Origin of the sequence: Devosia sp. LjRoot16 (assembly GCF_964252795.1) — a bacterium.
Classification (GTDB): domain Bacteria; phylum Pseudomonadota; class Alphaproteobacteria; order Rhizobiales; family Devosiaceae; genus Devosia_A.
In genome coordinates, this window is record NZ_CAXUPH020000001.1 from 642,977 (window position 1) to 658,929 (window position 15,953).

At 66.5% G+C, this 15,953-nt stretch carries 8 protein-coding genes; 4 read left to right on the forward strand and 4 right to left on the reverse strand.

Annotated features, from left to right (window positions below):
• Positions 1-101 precede the first annotated feature (101 nt).
• Positions 102-4,730 carry a hypothetical protein gene (locus ACSQ23_RS03125; protein ID WP_436089677.1) on the forward strand — a complete coding sequence of 1,543 codons (4,629 nt, stop codon included), beginning with the start codon at positions 102-104 and terminating at the stop codon, positions 4,728-4,730.
• A gap of 252 nt (positions 4,731-4,982) precedes the next feature.
• Here the strand turns inward: ACSQ23_RS03125 and ACSQ23_RS03130 are convergent, their stop codons facing one another.
• Positions 4,983-5,888 (reverse strand): S1C family serine protease, encoded by a 906-nt coding sequence (locus ACSQ23_RS03130; RefSeq protein ID WP_055876443.1) that lies wholly within the window; start codon positions 5,886-5,888, stop codon positions 4,983-4,985.
• Between the two features lie 243 nt (positions 5,889-6,131).
• Here ACSQ23_RS03130 and ACSQ23_RS03135 point away from each other — a divergent pair, with 243 nt between their 5' ends.
• The 3 genes from ACSQ23_RS03135 (at position 6,132) to ACSQ23_RS03145 (ending at position 11,150) form a co-directional block, all read left to right on the forward strand.
• Positions 6,132-7,541: an ABC transporter substrate-binding protein gene (locus tag ACSQ23_RS03135; RefSeq protein ID WP_055876441.1), complete on the forward strand. Its 1,410-nt coding sequence runs from the start codon at positions 6,132-6,134 to the stop codon at positions 7,539-7,541.
• Positions 7,542-7,711: 170 nt separating this feature from the next.
• Positions 7,712-9,667: an ABC transporter permease gene (locus ACSQ23_RS03140; RefSeq protein WP_436089678.1), complete on the forward strand. Its 1,956-nt coding sequence runs from the start codon at positions 7,712-7,714 to the stop codon at positions 9,665-9,667.
• Positions 9,668-9,884: 217 nt separating this feature from the next.
• Entirely contained in the window at positions 9,885-11,150 is a 1,266-nt protein-coding gene (locus tag ACSQ23_RS03145) for an enolase C-terminal domain-like protein (protein WP_436090560.1), read from the forward strand.
• 189 nt (positions 11,151-11,339) lie between these two features.
• On the opposite strand, the gene ACSQ23_RS03150 is transcribed toward ACSQ23_RS03145, so the two are convergent.
• The 3 genes from ACSQ23_RS03150 to ACSQ23_RS03160 all read right to left on the reverse strand — a co-directional run bounded on the left by ACSQ23_RS03150 (position 11,340) and on the right by ACSQ23_RS03160 (position 15,911).
• Positions 11,340-12,494 carry a mandelate racemase/muconate lactonizing enzyme family protein gene (locus ACSQ23_RS03150; protein WP_436089679.1) on the reverse strand — a complete coding sequence of 385 codons (1,155 nt, stop codon included), beginning with the start codon at positions 12,492-12,494 and terminating at the stop codon, positions 11,340-11,342.
• A gap of 122 nt (positions 12,495-12,616) precedes the next feature.
• Positions 12,617-14,110, reverse strand: coding sequence for an HlyD family type I secretion periplasmic adaptor subunit (locus ACSQ23_RS03155; protein ID WP_436089680.1), 1,494 nt, complete (start codon positions 14,108-14,110; stop codon positions 12,617-12,619).
• Positions 14,111-14,177: 67 nt separating this feature from the next.
• Positions 14,178-15,911 (reverse strand): type I secretion system permease/ATPase, encoded by a 1,734-nt coding sequence (locus ACSQ23_RS03160; RefSeq protein ID WP_436089681.1) that lies wholly within the window; start codon positions 15,909-15,911, stop codon positions 14,178-14,180.
• Between the last annotated feature and the right edge of the window lie 42 nt (positions 15,912-15,953).

A 15,953-nucleotide genomic window follows, 5' to 3' on the forward strand; every position in this document is an offset into this window, starting at 1 on the left:
GATTAGCAGTGCCGACAGCGTGGTGGCGTGGTATTGTACTTATGCGGAGTGCACGCGAAGGGGACGCGTGAGCTTAGGGGCGTTAATGGCGAGGAGAGGCCATGGCGTCGTATTTCGGTCTGCGGACCCCGGGTCAGTTCGTCGGCGCACTTGTCGCGACTGTTATTGCTTCCACGGTACTCCTGACATCGTTCGCCCTGGCGGCGGACGAGGCGATCTTTGCTCCCGGCGAGCCTGTCGTCACCGGCTTCTCGGGCGTGGTGCCGCCGGCGACACCCCCGGCCAGCGGCGAGCCGCTCGACTACACCTTCATCGATCCGGCCGGCGCGTCGATGGTGATCCAGCAGCTGCAGCCGGATGGACCGCCGACCGGTCAGCTGATCCCGGCCGAACCGGTATTCTCGGCAACCGCAGCCGATGTCGGGCAGACCTTCGGGGTGGCGCTCGACGATGCTCCCGAGTTCAGCGGCGCCGCAGCGCCGAATATCTATCTCGCGGCCACCTCGGCCTTCGGGCTCAACATCGTCGTGCCGGATGCCGATGGCAATCCGGTACGCAGCAAGCTCGGCGCGCCCGAGGCGAGCTTCATGGCGGGCCAGTGGGGCACGGCCGGCGGGACGGCGGGCTATCCCGGCTCGATCTGGAAAGTCGATGGCAGCACCGGAGAGATCTCGCTGTTCACCACCATCGCGGCCAATAGCGGCGCGGGGCTGGGCAACCTGGTGTTCGACCCGGCCAGCGCGCAGTTCTTCGTTTCCGATCTCGATACCGGCCTCGTCTACCGGCTGGCGGCGGACGGCGTCATCATCGACACCTTCGACCATGGCGTCGCCGGACGACCGACGCACGAGCTCGAACCCGTCGCCGACGACGGCAGCACCATGTCGGTCACCGATCCGGCGTTCAACAGCGAGGATCCGGCGACCTGGGGCTTCACCCAGCCGGAGCGCAAGGTGTTCGGCCTCGCGGTCAATGGCGGGCGGCTGTTCTACGCCGTCGCCGCGCAGATCTGGTCGGTGCGCATCAATGCCGACGGCAGCTTCGGCACGGCACGCTGGGAACTCGATATTGCCGACCTGCCCTCCAGCAACGAGATCGCCAGCATCGTCTTCGACCCGCAGGGCCGGATGCTCCTCGCGCAGCGCGGCGCGCCGGTGGGGAGCTATGACTATTCGGTGTTTGCCACGCCGCTGACCTCGTCGGTGGTGCGCTACGAGCGCGAGTTCCCGGACGACCCGACGACGCCGGGCACTTGGGTGGAGACACCCCAGAGCTACGCCATCGGCATGGCGCCGGAAGGCAGCAACGCCTCGGGCGGCATCGCGCTCGGCCCGGATTTCGACGACGAGGCCGGCACGCTCAGCGGCGCCTGCAGCGCCTATCTGTGGTCGACCGGCGATGCCTTGCGCGACAATCTGAACGTCGATGCGCCGCTCGATCCGCCGACCCAGGTGCATGGCCTGCAGGGCAATGCCGCGGCGCTGGTGCGGCCGCAGAACGAGCCGCCGACGCTGGCCTTCTTTGCCGACTATGACGGCAATACCGATGATGACCAGGCGACGGCGCAGGGCCATGTCGGCGCGGTCACCATCTGGCAGGTGTGCGAGAGCGCACCGGCTACCTACGTCCCGCCGCCGGCCTTCCCGCCGCCGGATTACCTGCCGCCGAGCTATGAGCCGGACGAGGACGAACCCGATGAACCCGACGAGCCCGAGTACAGCAATCTGACGCTGGAAAAATGGGCCAAGCCGTTCTTCTGCGTCGATGGCGGCGCCAACTGGTGGTGCAACTTCACCATCCGGGTCGAGAACACCGGCAGCGTGCCCTATTGGGGTCCGGTGGTGGTCAACGATCACCTGCCGGCCAACAATCCGGGCGCCAGCATGAGCTTCTGGCCGCAGCCGCCATGGTCGTGCGGCCCGACCGGACCGACCGCCTATCAGTGCGTCACCGGCCCGGTGCTGCTCTATCCCGGCGACGGGGTGGTGCTGCACGAGGTGGTGAAGCTGCCCAAGGCGCTGGTGAACTATTGCCACCTCGCCAACGCAGCCGAACTCGACTGGTTCTGGGGCAATGACGACGATCCGAGCGACGATTTCAACATCGGCGTGGCGGGCATCAAGGCGCCCGGTTGCTTTGCGGCACCCGGCAGCGACCTGCTGCTCGAAAAGATCGCCGCGCCGAGTTGCGCCGACGCCGGCGCGACCTGGAACTGCTCGTACGTGGTGCTGGTGCAGAATGCCGGGCCGGGCAATTATTCCGGGCCGATCACCGTCACCGACACGCTCGGTATCAACGCTCCGGCAACGACGCTGGGCCCCTGGGCCTGCGTCCAGGCCGGCCCGGTGCTGACCTGCAATATCGTCGCGCCACCGGTCAACGTGCCGCCCGGCTGGACCTCGGGGTTCCTCGTGACCTCGCATGTCCCCAAGGGCATCCTGCCGGCGCTTTGCGGCCTCGACAACAAGGCCAATATCAGCGCGCCCGCCGGGGGCTCGCCGACCAACCTCGTCGCCGGCAACGACTTCGACGCGGTCACCGCGCCGATCCCGGATCCGGCCTGTGCCGGACCGGCGCTCGATACCGACCTCAAGATGCAGAAGACGGCGCTCGGCTGTTCGCCCTTCTTCTACGGGGTGAATGGCTATCTCTGCCAATGGCGGATGACGATCAGCAATGTCGGCACCACGCCCTATCTGGGGCCGCTGTCCTTCGTTGACAGCTCGGCGGGGGTGACCACCAACTTCCTCACCCTGATGTACCCATTCTGCACCGGGGCGGCGGTCACCACCTGTACGCCGCCGGGAGCGGTGGGGGTCAATCCGGGAACGCCGATCGTCGTGCCGTTCCACACCTTCATTCCGGATGGGCCGGGCGTCTGCTCGGTGACCAACAACCTGTCGATCCTGGCGCCGAACCCGGGTTCACCACAGAATCCCGGTGGCAACGACTCGGACACGGTCGGCCAGGCGCTGCCCAATCCTGCCTGCATCGCGCCGGGCCTGCCCAAGCTCAACATCCAAAAGACCGCCACCGGCTGTGCGTCGGATCCATCCAGCGAGGACTGGCTCTGCGATTTCGACATCACCGTGTTCAACTATGGCGGTGGCCCGCAGCCGGGACCGATCCAGGTCAAGGATTTCAACGACAAGCCCACGACCTTCTCGGGCGCCGCGTGCGTTCCTTCGGGGGTCGATCAGTGGCTCTGCACCCGTCCGGCGGCGTTGCCTTCGCTGTCGAACTGGACCTTCCAGGCGACGTCGCACGTCAACCCCAACAGCGTGACGCTGGCCGACTGCAACGTGATCAACACTGTGCTGATCACCAATCCGGCTTCCGGCGGCGACCCGGGCTACCTCGCCCAGGCCACCCAGAAGGTGCCGCAACTGTTCATCAATCTGGGGCCTGGCCCGGTCGCGGTGTATTGCGACCCGCCGAGCCTCAAGCTGACCAAGACCGCGATCAAGACCGTCAAGGCCGGTGACGGCTACGACGCGACCTTCACCGTCAGGGCCACGTCGACCGGACCCGACCCCTATATCGGTACGGTCGAAGTCGACGAATTGCTGCCGGACGGTACGAGCTTCGTGTCCTCCAGCAACTGGACGTGCGTGCCGACGACCGACAACGACATGCACTGCTCGTCGACGTTCAAGACCATCCCGGTGGGCAAATACACCGAGATGACCATCACCATCCACATCCCGACCGATGTGGCGGTGGCGGGTCAGTGCAATATCGTCAACACGGTGAATGCGTCGATCTCGGCCGCCGTGCTGCACAGCGACGAGGGGGTGCAGTACACCGCCTCGGCCGCAGCCCAGCTGCCGGCCAGCGTCTGCCGGCCGGGCGCGGAGCCCGAGCCCGAGCAATGCCCGGTCAAGCAGGTGATGCCGAATGGCGACTGCTGCGAAGCGGGCACGCAGTGGAACGGCAAGCAATGCGCCACGCCGCGCCCGACGGCGCCGAAGTGCCCCGCCGACAGTCACCTGACCGATAGCGGCGCCTGCGTCTGCGACAAGGGGACCCATGGCGATCCGGGCGAGTGCGAACCCAACCAGTCGACGCCAAGCTGCGACTTCCGCGACAGCCGGCTGGTCAATGGCGAGTGCGTCTGCAAGCCCGGCACGCATGGCAACCCCGGCAAGTGCCGGCCTGATGTGGTCGAGGAGCCGGTCTGCCCCGACGACAGCCGCCTGCGTCGCGGTGAATGCGTCTGCCTGCCGGACACCCACGGCAAGCCGGGCAATTGCCGGCCGGACGTGGTGGAAGAACCGACCTGCCCGGACGATAGCCGGCTGCGCCGTGGCGAATGCGTCTGCCTGCCGGGGACGCTCGGCAAGCCCGGCAATTGCCGGCCCGAGGTGATCGAGGAGCCGAGCTGCCCGGATGACAGCCGCCTGCGCCGCGGCGAATGCGTCTGCCTGCCGGGCACGCTCGGCAAGCCGGGCAATTGCCGGCCCGAGGTGATCGAGGAGCCGAGCTGCCCCGACGATAGCCGCCTGCGCCGCGGTCAGTGCGTCTGCCTGCCCGGCACCAGCGGCGAGCCCGGCAACTGCCGGCCGGATATCGTCGAGGAACAGACCCCGGCCTGCCCGGACGACAGCCGCCTGCGCCGCGGTCAATGCGTCTGCATCCCGCCCACGACTGGCAAGCCGGGGGCTTGCCAGGCTCCGGTGCTCGAACTGCAGCCGCTGCGGCCACGGATTGAGCTACCGACCATCAACTGAGCTTTGGGGGCTGGCCGCGTAAGTGGCCGGCCCTTCGCCGAAATGTCGAGGCAGCCGTCCCCTCTCCCCTGAGGGGAGAGGCTGGTGCAGCTAGGACCGTGAGGTCCGTAGCGGAACTAGGGTGAGGGGTTCAGCTTCTCAGCATGCTCGCCCGTCCAGCAGGTGGCACCGCTTCACCCCTCATCCGGCGCTTCGCGCCACCTTCTCCCCTCAGGGGAGAAGGGACGTGGCTGCCTGCGTCCGCAAATGCCCTCACTGCAGGTGGGGTTTGCGCAGGAAGCTGTTGCGGTCGGCGGATTTGATGCGGACCCAGGTGTCGCGGCCGTCGCGGACGACACGCATCGGGAACTCGGCGCCGGCCGGGCCGCTGCTCCAGACCTTGCGATAGAAATCGGCGAGGCTTTCGACCTCGCTGTCGCGCACGTCGGAGATCACATCGCCCTGGCGCAGCCCCGCCTGCGCGGCCGGGCCGCCATCGGCGACACTCATCACCACCACTTCACCGTCGCTCTCGGCGGAGAATACGCCCAGCCACGGACGCGGCGGGCGGTTGGCCTCGCCGCGGGTGAGCAGGTCATCGAGGATGGGGCGGAGCAGATCGATGGGGACCACCATATTGATGTCGGCGGTCTCGCCGGCCCGCATCATCTGCAGGCGGAGCGAACCGACCCCGAGCAGCTTGCCGTCGGCACCGATCAGCGCCGCGCCGCCCCACGAAGGATGCGCCGGGGCGGTGAAGATGGCTTCGTCGAGCAGGTACTCCCAGTAGCCGGCGAATTCCTGCTTGGCGACGATAGTGGCGCGAATGGAACGACCGGTGCCGTCGGCGAAGACCACGGCATCGCCCAACTGGGCGTCGGCAGAATTACCAAGTTCCAGCGCCGGCAGGTCGAGGGGCCCAAGCGCCTGCACCAGGCCGAAACCGGTTTCCTGGTCATAGGCGAGGGCATGAGCGGCGACGACGCGGCCGTCGCTGGTGGTCAACCACACCTCTTCGGCTTCGGTGATCAGATAGCCGATGGTCAGCACCAGGCCGTTCTCGCGGATCACTACGCCGCTGCCTTCGCGCAGTGTGCCGAGGCCGGCCGCGGTGAAGGCGTCGTCGGGGATGGTGGATCGGACGGCCACGACTGACCGCAAGGTCGGATCGATATCCATGCTCTTGTCCTGGTGTTGCGGAAACAGGCGGGCGCCGGGCCTCTTGCCGGGCACGATGCCTGTGCACAAGGTAGGCAATGGACGGGGGGCCTGCAAGGGCTGGACAGCCGAACCGTGAGGTACGTGTTGCAGCAGAGCGAAATCTGTTCAATGCTGCACGTGTTGTCATACAAGGTGGACACGAGAGCCACCAACGAGCCGTGACTAGGAGAGACTGCCCAACGACGAGGAGGAGAAACTACGATGACTATCAAGAAGTTGAGCCGTCGCGACGTCCTTAGGGGGACCGTTGCTACCGGCGCCGGACTTATCGCCGCGGGGAGCGGCCTTCCGGTTTTTGCGCAGGACGCCGCAGCACCCAAGCCGGACGCACCGCTGCCGGTCGGCGGTTCGGGAAAGCTCACCGTCATTCACCGCACCGAGTATTTCGAGGCGGCCCAGACGGCGTTCCGCGACACAGTGCAGGCCTTTGCCGACGGCAAGGGAGTCCAGCTCGACATCTCGACCACGAACCCCGAGTCATTCGGCGATTTCATGGGAAAGATGACGGCGGCGGTGAAAGCCGGCAACCCGCCGGATTTCGCCTACACATCCAACGTCTCGATCTCGCAACTGCACCTGCTCGACCTGGTCGAGGATGTGACCGACGTGGTCGACGAAGCGGTCAAGCTCTACGGCGACATCATGCCCGGCCTGAACGCTGCCAAAACCGCGCAGCTTGACGGCAAGTGGTGGGCCGTTCCGCTGATCGGCACGACCACCGGCTATTATGCCCGTGGCGACAAGCTCAAGGAAAAGGGCATCGATCCTGCTTCCCTGAAGACCATCGTCGACCGCCGCGAAGCGGCGCTCGCCATCTCGGGTCCCGACTTCTACGGCTGGGGCTTTACGCCCAACCAGTCCGGTGACGGCTTCGGCTTCCTGATCGCCACGGTGCAGGCCTTCGGTGGCCACTTCACCGACGAGACCGGCCAGGTCGTTACCTTCGACTCGCCGGAGACGGTGGCCGCCTTCGAGTTCCTGCGCGAAACCTACGACCGCAACGGCAAGTATGCCGCCATGCTGCCGCCGGGCGTCGAGAGCTGGAACGATACCGGCAACAACGAGGCCTGGCTCGCCGGGCAAATCGGGTTCACGCAGAACGCCTTCTCGATCTACGCTCAGTCGAAGCGTGACGCCAACCCGGTGTATCCGAACACGCTGCTGCTGCAGGCGCCGACGGCGATCAACGGCGACAGCCGTGACGGCGGCAATGTCGGCGGCTGGATGACCGTGTTCAAGGGTGCACCGAACGCGGCGCTCGCCAAGGAACTGGCGCTCAACCTGCTCGACCCGGCCAACTTCGGCAAGATCGCGGCACTGGGCAGCGTGCTGTTCACCCCGGCCTACCAGAACCTCTGGACCCCGGAACTGCTTGCTGCCGAACCAAACCTCGCGACGATCAAGCAGGCGGTTGACGTCAAGGATCCGTTCCTTGGCCAGTCGTGGCCGGCCAATCCGAATGCGGGTGTCGATGCCATCCGCGCCCAGGGCGTGCTGGAACAGTCGGTCGGCAACGTCATCTCGGGCCGCATGGCGCCCGCCGATGCCGTCAAGGATGCGCACCAGAAGATGCGAGACCTGTTCGAAGAAGGCGGGATCATGCAGCCGTAAGGCGATGCGACCCGCGCGGGAGGGCGGTGCGACCGCCCTCCCCACTCTAGCGCCACAGCGTCATCGGCCGCACTCCCAGGCAGAGTGGGCGCGCTGTTGCACGCAGTGGATCAAGGCTCCGGTGCGCAGGCCAGACGCCTCGCCATGCAGCACTTTCGAGGGGACAGATAATGGTTGACCAAGCTCAGGTGAATACGGCGGTAGGCCGAACGATGCGGCCGATGTCCGTGGCGCGGCGGGTGCGAGGAATTCTCGGCCGCGACTGGAAGATCGCCTATCTGTTCGTATTGCCAATGGTCCTGCTGATGGCCGGCCTGATCTTCTGGCCGTTCATCAGCGCCATCCTGATGTCGATGACGACATTCAATTTCAACACCGGCGACACGGTGCAGGTGGGGCTGAAGAACTATCAGCGGCTCTACACCAATTCCGACTACCTGCTGAGCCTCTCGAACACGATCAACTTCACCTTCTGGTCGCTCAGCATCAAGTTCGTCACCGGCATGACCATCGCCATGATTCTCCATTCCAAGTTGCCATGGCGCAACCTGATGTCGGCGATCATGCTGCTGCCCTGGATCGTGCCCGAGATCGTCACGGCGCTGGCCTGGAAGTCGATCTACGATCCGCTGTTCGGTGGCCTCAACCCGATCCTGCAGGGCGCCGGCATCATCAACAAGCCGCTGGGCTGGCTGTCGGACTCGAACCTCGCGCTGGGGAGCGTCATCGCGGTGAACGTCTGGAAGGGCATCCCGTTCTTCACCCTCTTGCTGCTGGCCGGGCTCAAGGCGATCGATACCGAGCTCTATGAATCGGCCGAGGTCGACGGCGCCAATGCGGTGCAGCGCTTCCGCTACATCACCCTGCCCGGGATGCGCTACGTCATCCTCGTGGTGCTGCTGCTGAGCTTCATTTCCACCTTCAACCAGTTCGGGCTGATCTTCCTGATGACCGGCGGCGGACCGAGCGGCGCGACGCGCCTCTACTCGATCCTTGCCTATGAAAAGGCGATCGGCTCGCTGCAATACGGCCCCGGCAGCGCCATCGCGCTTTCCGTTGCGCCGCTGATGGCGTTCCTGATCTACCTGCTCTCCAAGTACATGCGCCACGACGAACGTGCCGCCGGGGTGCAGAAGAAGGGGCTCGGCATCGGCAAGTTCTTCGGCGGGCTGTTCAGCTTCGTGCTCGATATCTTCTTCTGGCCGTTCGACATGCTGAACCGCGGCATCGAGGTGCTGGGCAAGGCGCTGCGCAAGCGGATGACCGGTTCGACCGAAAAGCCGGTGTTCAAGCCGCAGGGCCGCGAACGCATGGGGATCGGCATCCGCATCCTGATCCTGTTGCCGATCATGGCGTTCGTCCTGTTCCCGTTCTACTGGGTGCTGATCACCTCGTTCAAAACCACGACACAGATCAGCCAGCGGCAATCGATCTTCTGGCCGAACCCGCCGACCCTCAACCAGTACCAGGAGCTGCTGTTCGGCTCGCCGTTCCTGCACTGGCTGGGCAACTCGATCCTGATTGCCGCATTGAGCACCATCATCTCGGTGGCGATCGCGGCGCTCGCCGCCTATGCGCTGACCCGGCTCAAATTCCTCGGCGCCGGGCTGCTGACCACGGCGATCCTGATTACCTACCTGCTGCCCGGGACGCTGATCTTCATCCCGCTCTACCAGACGCTGAGCGACCTTGGGTTGATCAACAGCTATGGCGCGCTCTTGACCACCTACCCAACCTTCCTCGTCCCCTTCGCCACCTGGGTGCTGATCGGTTATTTCCGCTCGATCCCGGTGGAGCTTGAAGAAGCGGCGATGATCGACGGGGCGAGCCGGCTCTATGCCTTCATCCGCATCACCCTGCCGCTGGCGGCGCCGGCACTGCTGTCGGTGGCGCTGTTCGCCTTCACCAACGCATGGAACGAGTTCCTGTTCGCCTTCGTGTTCATCACCTCGGAATCGCTCAGGACTTTGCCGATTGGCCTGCAATCGATGGTGGTGGGCGACATCCTGCCCTGGGGCGAACTGATGGCGGCCTCGTTGCTGACTGCGATCCCGGTGGCGGTGCTCTACATGTACGCCCAGCGCTTCCTGGTCGGTGGGCTGACCGTCGGGGCGGTGAAGGGGTAGTTCGCTCGATCGGTGCGTGTTGCCCACCCCCACCCTTGATCCCTCCCCACAAGGGGGAGGGAGAACCACGGCCCGCGCCACAATGTCTCCCTCCCCTTGATGGGGAGGGATCAAGGGTGGGGTGGAGCCCCACGCACCAGCTTGTCTTGAGGCAAACGTGACCGCCACCCCCATCATCACCGCCCTCCGCGTCGTGCCCGTGGCCGGCGAGGACAGCATGCTGCTCAACCTGAGCGGCGCGCATGGACCATTGTTCACCCGCAACATCGTGCTCCTCACCGACAGCGCCGGCCGGACCGGACTGGGCGAGGTGCCGGGGGGCGAGGCGATCGCCAAAACGCTGGAGGATAGCCGCGAACTGGTGGTCGGACGCGAGATCGGCGCCTATCGCTCGGTGCTGCGGCAGGTGGGCGAGACCTTCGCCAGCCGGGACGCGGGCGGACGCGGGGCGCAGACCTTTGACCTGCGTGTCACCATTCATGCGGTTGCAGCACTCGAATGTGCGCTGCTCGACCTGATGGGACAGTTCCTCGGGGTGCCGATGGCCGAGCTGCTCGGCGACGGCCAGGTGCGCGACCGGGTCGAGATGCTGGGCTACCTGTTCTATATCGGGGACCGCACCAAAACGCCGCTCGGCTATCGCGCCGCGACGCGCGGCGATGATTGGGACCGGCTGCGCGACGAGGTGGCGCTGACGCCCGCCGCCGTCGTCCGGCTCGCCGAGGCGGCGGAGGCGCGTTACGGGTTTCGCGACTTCAAGCTGAAAGGCGGGGTGCTGGCCGGCGAGGCCGAAGCCGAGGCGATCGAGGCGCTGGCCGAGCGCTTCCCCGCGGCGCGGCTGACGGTCGATCCGAACGGGGCGTGGTCGCTCGAGGAAGCGGTGAAGCTCGCGGGCCGGCTGAAGCCGATCCTCGCCTATGCCGAGGACCCGTGCGGCGCCGAGGCCGGCTTTTCCGGACGCGAGGTGCTGGCGGAGTTCCGGCTACGCACCGGGGTGAAGGTCGCGACCAACATGATCGCCACCGACTGGCGGCAGATGGGGCACGCCATGACGCTGGGCAGCGTCGATATCCCGCTGGCCGACCCGCATTTCTGGACGCCGCGCGGCTCGATCGACGTGGCAAAGCTCTGCCAGCGCTGGGGGCTGACCTGGGGCAGCCACTCGAACAACCATTTCGATATCTCGCTGGCGATGTTCACCCAGGTCGGCGCGGCGGCGCCAGGGACGATCACTGCGCTCGACACGCACTGGATCTGGCAGGACGGACAGCGGCTGACGGTGGAGCCACCGCTGATCCGTGACGGGCACGTCGCCGTGCCGGAACGGCCAGGCCTCGGGGTGGAGATCGACGAGGCGCAGCTCGAGGCGGCGCATGCCCGGTATCGCTCGCTGCCGGCAGGCAGCCGCAACGATGCGGCGGCGATGCAGTACCTGATCGGTGGGTGGGCGTTTGACGCGAAGCGGCCGGCTTTGGTGCGGTAGCACAGCTCCGATCTTACCGCCCCGCCCCACCCAGCTGCGCTAGGCGGCAGAGCCGCCAAGCTGCGCTGCCCTCCCCATCAAGGGGAGGGAGAGCCAGAACCGCAGCTTCAGTACGCGTCTCCCTCCCCCTTGTGGGGAGGGATCAAGGGTGGGGGTGGCCACACGCTCAGAGCATCGTGGCCGTCCCCCTCAAGCAAACCAGGTCGTCCCCGGATACTGGTGCTGCTTGGCCACCTCTTCGTTCAGCTCCAGACCAATGCCCGGCCGATCGGTGAGCTTGATGCGGCCGTTCTGGATGATCTCGCCGCCATCGGTGATGGTCGACCAATAGTCGCGGTGGAACCAGTGGAACTCCAGCACGAGGAAGTTCGGCACTGTGGCGCAGACCTGGGCCGAGGCCATGGTGCCGATGGGCGAGCTGACATTGTGCGGGGCGAAGGGGATGGAATAGAGGTCGGCCATCTCGGCGATCTTGCGGCACTCCGAGAGCCCGCCGCATTTCGGAATGTCGGGCATGATGATGTCGAGCGCCTGCTGCTCGAACACCTTTCGGAAGCCGTGACGCAGATAGAGGTTTTCGCCGCCGCAGATCGGCACGCTGGTCGAGCGGGTAATCTCGGCCATGGCGTCGATGTTTTCGGGCGGGATCGGCTCTTCCAGCCACATCAGCTGCAGATGTTCGAGGTCCTTGGCGAGGCGGATGGCGGAGTGCTTGTCGAGCCTGGTGTGCAGGTCGCAGGCGACCTCGACCTCTTTGCCGGCGGCCTTCACCACCATCTCGGCCAGCTGCACCATGCGGTCATGCTCCCACTTGTTGGGAGTCATGTTGAACCTGTCCTTCTCGTACCAGCCGGTTTCCGATCCGGTGTGGCCATAGGCGCGGATATCGAGATCGACCTTCAGGGCGCTGAAACCGGCCTCAAGCACCTTGTCGACCTCGGCCTGCACCTCGTCCATGTTCATGCCGGGCGAGACTTCGCAATCGCAATAGACCCGGATGTCGTCGCGGAACTTGCCGCCCATCAGCTCATAGATCGGCACCTTGAGGGCCTTGCCCTTCAGGTCCCACAGCGCGATTTCGATGCCGGTGAGCGCGGTGATCAGCGCGCCGGCGAAGCCGCCTTCGAACACCAGGCTGCGGCGGGTCTCCTCGAAGATCGCATCGATGGCGAAGGGGTCGCGGCCGATCAGGCGCTCTTCCAACTCCTTGATGATCGCAATGGCCTGGTAGCCGCCATGCACGCATTCACCGAGCCCGGTGATGCCGGCGTCGGTCTCGATGCGGACCCATAGATGCATGCAATGGCCGCTCGTTGCCGCCGTCTTCACCGAAGTGATCTTCACGTTGCCTCTCCCTCGTTATTTGTCCCCCGATCCTCCCCGAGGGACGTACGTCAGGTTACAGCCCGAGGCAGCGTTGGCAACCGCCGATCGGGCAACGAGGAGTAGGCTGAAAGTCGTACGCCCTACTGCCGGAAGCTATGGTCGAGCGAGGCGGTGATCGGGCTCACCAGATAGTCCAGGAGAGTCTGCTCGTCGCCCAGCAGCATGATCTCGGCCGGCATGCCAGGAAGCATCCTGATGCCTTCGCCGAGCGCGTCGAGGCTCGCCCGGTCGACCTCGACCTTGGCGAGGAAATAGGCGCTGCCGGTGCGCTCGTCGATGAGGCTGTCGGCCGAGATCGAACGGAGCACGCCGTGGATCTGCGGCAGGTTGCGCTGCCGGAACGCAGTGAGGACAACGCGCGCCGGCATGCCGGGATGGACGGTATCGATATCGAGCGGCCTGAGCCGCGCATCGATCACCAGCTTCGAGCCCTCCGGCACGATCTCGAGCATCGGCTCGCCGGATTTCACCACGCCGGAAACGGTGGTGACCCGCACATGCATGACGGTGCCAGCGATCGGCGCCGTGACCACGGTGCGGGCCAGCACATCCTCGCGCGAGGCCAGCTGGCTCGCCAGTTCCGCGAGCTCACCGCGCACCTTGCTGAGGTCCTCGCTGACGCTTTCGACGATTTCGTCGCGCAGCGCGAAGAGCTGCATCTGGGTTTCGCCGATCAACTGGCGGTTCTGCGCGATGGCGGCGCGGTTGGCGGCGCGCTGGGCTTCGACGCTGGCCGCCTCGCGCTGCAGCTCGAGCAGGCGCGGCAGGCGCTCGAGGCCCTTGTCATAGAGCTGCTTGACGTTCGCGGCCTCCTGTTCGAGCAGGCCGATCTGTTCGTCCTCGGCGGCGATCATCTCGGTCAGGCCGGCGATCTGCTCGTCCACCTGTTTCACCCGCTGGTCGAGAATCTGCTCACGGCCGTTCTGTGAGGCGCGGCGGTTCATGAACAGGGCACGCTGGTCGTCGATGGCCCTGGCGTAGTCAGCTGCCGGAAAGGCGAGCAGCTCGGCCGGGATGACGATGGCATCGCGCCCCTGCATCTCGGCGAGGAGGCGCGCCTCGAGGGCGCGCAGGTCAATGTAGCGGTCGCGCAGCTCCTGGCGACGGGCCAGGGCCTGGGTGTCGTCGAGGGTGACCAGCGGGTCCCCGGCGGCGACCACATCTCCCTCCTTGACGTGAATGGTGCGGACGATGCCGCCTTCGAGATGCTGGATGGTCTTGCGGTAGCCGTCGGGGCTGACCACGCCCGATGCGATGGCGGCGCTGGCGAGCCGGGCGCCATAGGCCCAGGTGCCGAAGCCGCCGACCAGCAGCAGCGCCGCGACGTAGCCGAGCCAGCGCGGACCACGGGTGGCGCGGGAGAGTTCGACCCGCGGTTTGATGCGGCGGCGGCGCTCCCCGAGCATGAGCAGCAGAATGCCCAGTGCAATCACGGTGGCGGCCGCAGTGAGCACGCCTTCGGGGGAGAGGCCGGCGTCGCGGGTGGCGGTCCAGGCCCGACCGACCAGCGGCAGGGCCTCGGCTTGCCACCAGTCCAATGCCATCTGCCAGAGCTTGGTGGGGTTCTCGAACATGGCAGCGACCTCCTGGAGTGCTTTCAGGAAAAGTTGCAGACTTTTCCGGTTCGAAAGCGCGACATAATCAATGACTTGGGGCGTTTGCTCTGGGGAGCTTGCGCGCCGGCTGCGGGATGCGCCGCGGCTCTTCGCCCTCGACCGGAACGCCGGAGGGGCGCAGCACCTCGTCGCGGTCGGCGAAGCGGGTGACGGTGCCGTTGCGCATGATGAGGATCTTGTCGACGGCCTGCAGGTCGACCGGCCGGTGGGTGACGATCACCACGGTGCGCCGGCGGCGCCGGAGCTCGGCGAGCGCCTTGGTGAGCGCGAGGTCGCCATCGCTGTCGAGGTTGGCGTTGGGCTCGTCGAGCACCAGCAGCGGCGGATCGCCGTAAACGGCGCGGGCGAGGCCGAGGCGCTGGCGCTGGCCCTGCGACAGCCGGTTACCGGCCGCCGCGATATCGGTCTCGTAGCCGCCGGGCAGGCCCAGCACCAATTGGTGCACGCCGGCCAGCTGGGCAGCCTCGACCAGCTTATCGCTGTCGATGGGGCGGAAGCGGGCAATGTTCTGGCCGACGGTGCCGGGGAACAGTTCGACCTGCTGCGGCAGGTAGCCGAGGTGGCGGCCCAGATCGTCGGAATCCCAGGCAAAGACATCGGCGCCATCGATGCGCACATGGCCGAAGCTGGGGCGCGCGGCGCCGACCAGCAGGCGGCAGAGGGTCGACTTGCCCGCCCCCGATGGGCCGACGATGGCGCAGCTGGTGCCGGGCTCGAGGCCGAAGCTGACATTGGAGAGGATCGGCTCATGCCGAGCCTGCGCGGCGAAGCTCACCGCCTCGACGGACAGGCGGCCGAGCGGCCGTGGCAGCTGCACCGCCTCGTGGTCAGAGGCCGAGCCCTTGAACAGGGCCTTGAGATTGCGATGCGCCGCGGCGGCGGCGAGCAGCCGGCGCCAGGCGCTGATCGAGCGCTCGATGGGCGAGAGCGCCCGGGCGAGGACGATCGATGCGGCGATCATGGCGCCACCAGTGAGCTGCCCCTGCAGCACGTAATAAGCGCCAGTGCCGAGGATCAGCACCTGCAGCGCCATGCGAATGGCGCGGGAGATGCTGACGACGGTGGCGGTGTCTTCGGCGAGGCGCTGCTGGCGATCGGTGGCGAGCTGCTCGCGTTCCTGCCAGCGCTCGATGATCGGTTGCGCCATGCCGAGCGGCGCCAGCGTCTCGCCGCCGTCGATGTAGCGGAGCGCCGCGTCGTGGTTGGCGCGCAGCTCGGCCGTCGAGCGCTTCTGCGCCGGTCGGGTGGCGATGTCATTGCCGACAGCGAGGCCGAACAGCACCAGGGCCCCGCCGATGGCGATGAGGCCGAGCGCCGGATGCAGCTGCCAGATGAAAGCGATGAAGACGATGGCCCAGGGCGCATCGAGCAAGGCGAGCGGACCGTCGCCATCGAAGAAGGCGCGCAGGTCCGAAACATCGCGCGGTCCGGCTTCGAGGCCGGCGCCGGCAAGCCGGGCTTCCATGGCCCGGCGGATCACCGGGCCGGTGAGCTCGAGATTGAGCCAGGCGCCGGTGCGGGTGAGCATCAAGCGTCGGACGTGCTCGATGAGGCCGTAGACGATGATGGCGGCGAGCGTGCCGAGGGTCAGCCAGATCAGCGTGTCGAGCGAGTCGGTCGACAGCACGCGGTCATAGACCTGCAGCATGTAGAACACGGTGACGAGCAGCAGCAGGTTGACGAGGCAACTGAACAGGATGAGCGCCGGAAGCTCGTTCCGGACGCGATCGATGATGGTTTCGTAGAGGGTCTTGGGCATGACAACCGCCTTGGCAAAGAACGCGCCGCAAAAGACGCCGGC

Bases quoted from the DNA above. Each gene is read 5' to 3' on its own strand.
- ACSQ23_RS03125 (WP_436089677.1), top strand. From the start codon at position 102: ATGGCGTCGTATTTCGGTCTGCGGACCCCGGGTCAGTTCGTCGGCGCA.
- ACSQ23_RS03130 (WP_055876443.1), bottom strand. From the start codon at position 5,888: ATGGATATCGATCCGACCTTGCGGTCAGTCGTGGCCGTCCGATCCACC.
- ACSQ23_RS03135 (WP_055876441.1), top strand. From the start codon at position 6,132: ATGACTATCAAGAAGTTGAGCCGTCGCGACGTCCTTAGGGGGACCGTT.
- ACSQ23_RS03140 (WP_436089678.1), top strand. From the start codon at position 7,712: ATGGTTGACCAAGCTCAGGTGAATACGGCGGTAGGCCGAACGATGCGG.
- ACSQ23_RS03145 (WP_436090560.1), top strand. From the start codon at position 9,885: ATGCTGCTCAACCTGAGCGGCGCGCATGGACCATTGTTCACCCGCAAC.
- ACSQ23_RS03155 (WP_436089680.1), bottom strand. From the start codon at position 14,110: ATGTTCGAGAACCCCACCAAGCTCTGGCAGATGGCATTGGACTGGTGG.
- ACSQ23_RS03160 (WP_436089681.1), bottom strand. From the start codon at position 15,911: ATGCCCAAGACCCTCTACGAAACCATCATCGATCGCGTCCGGAACGAG.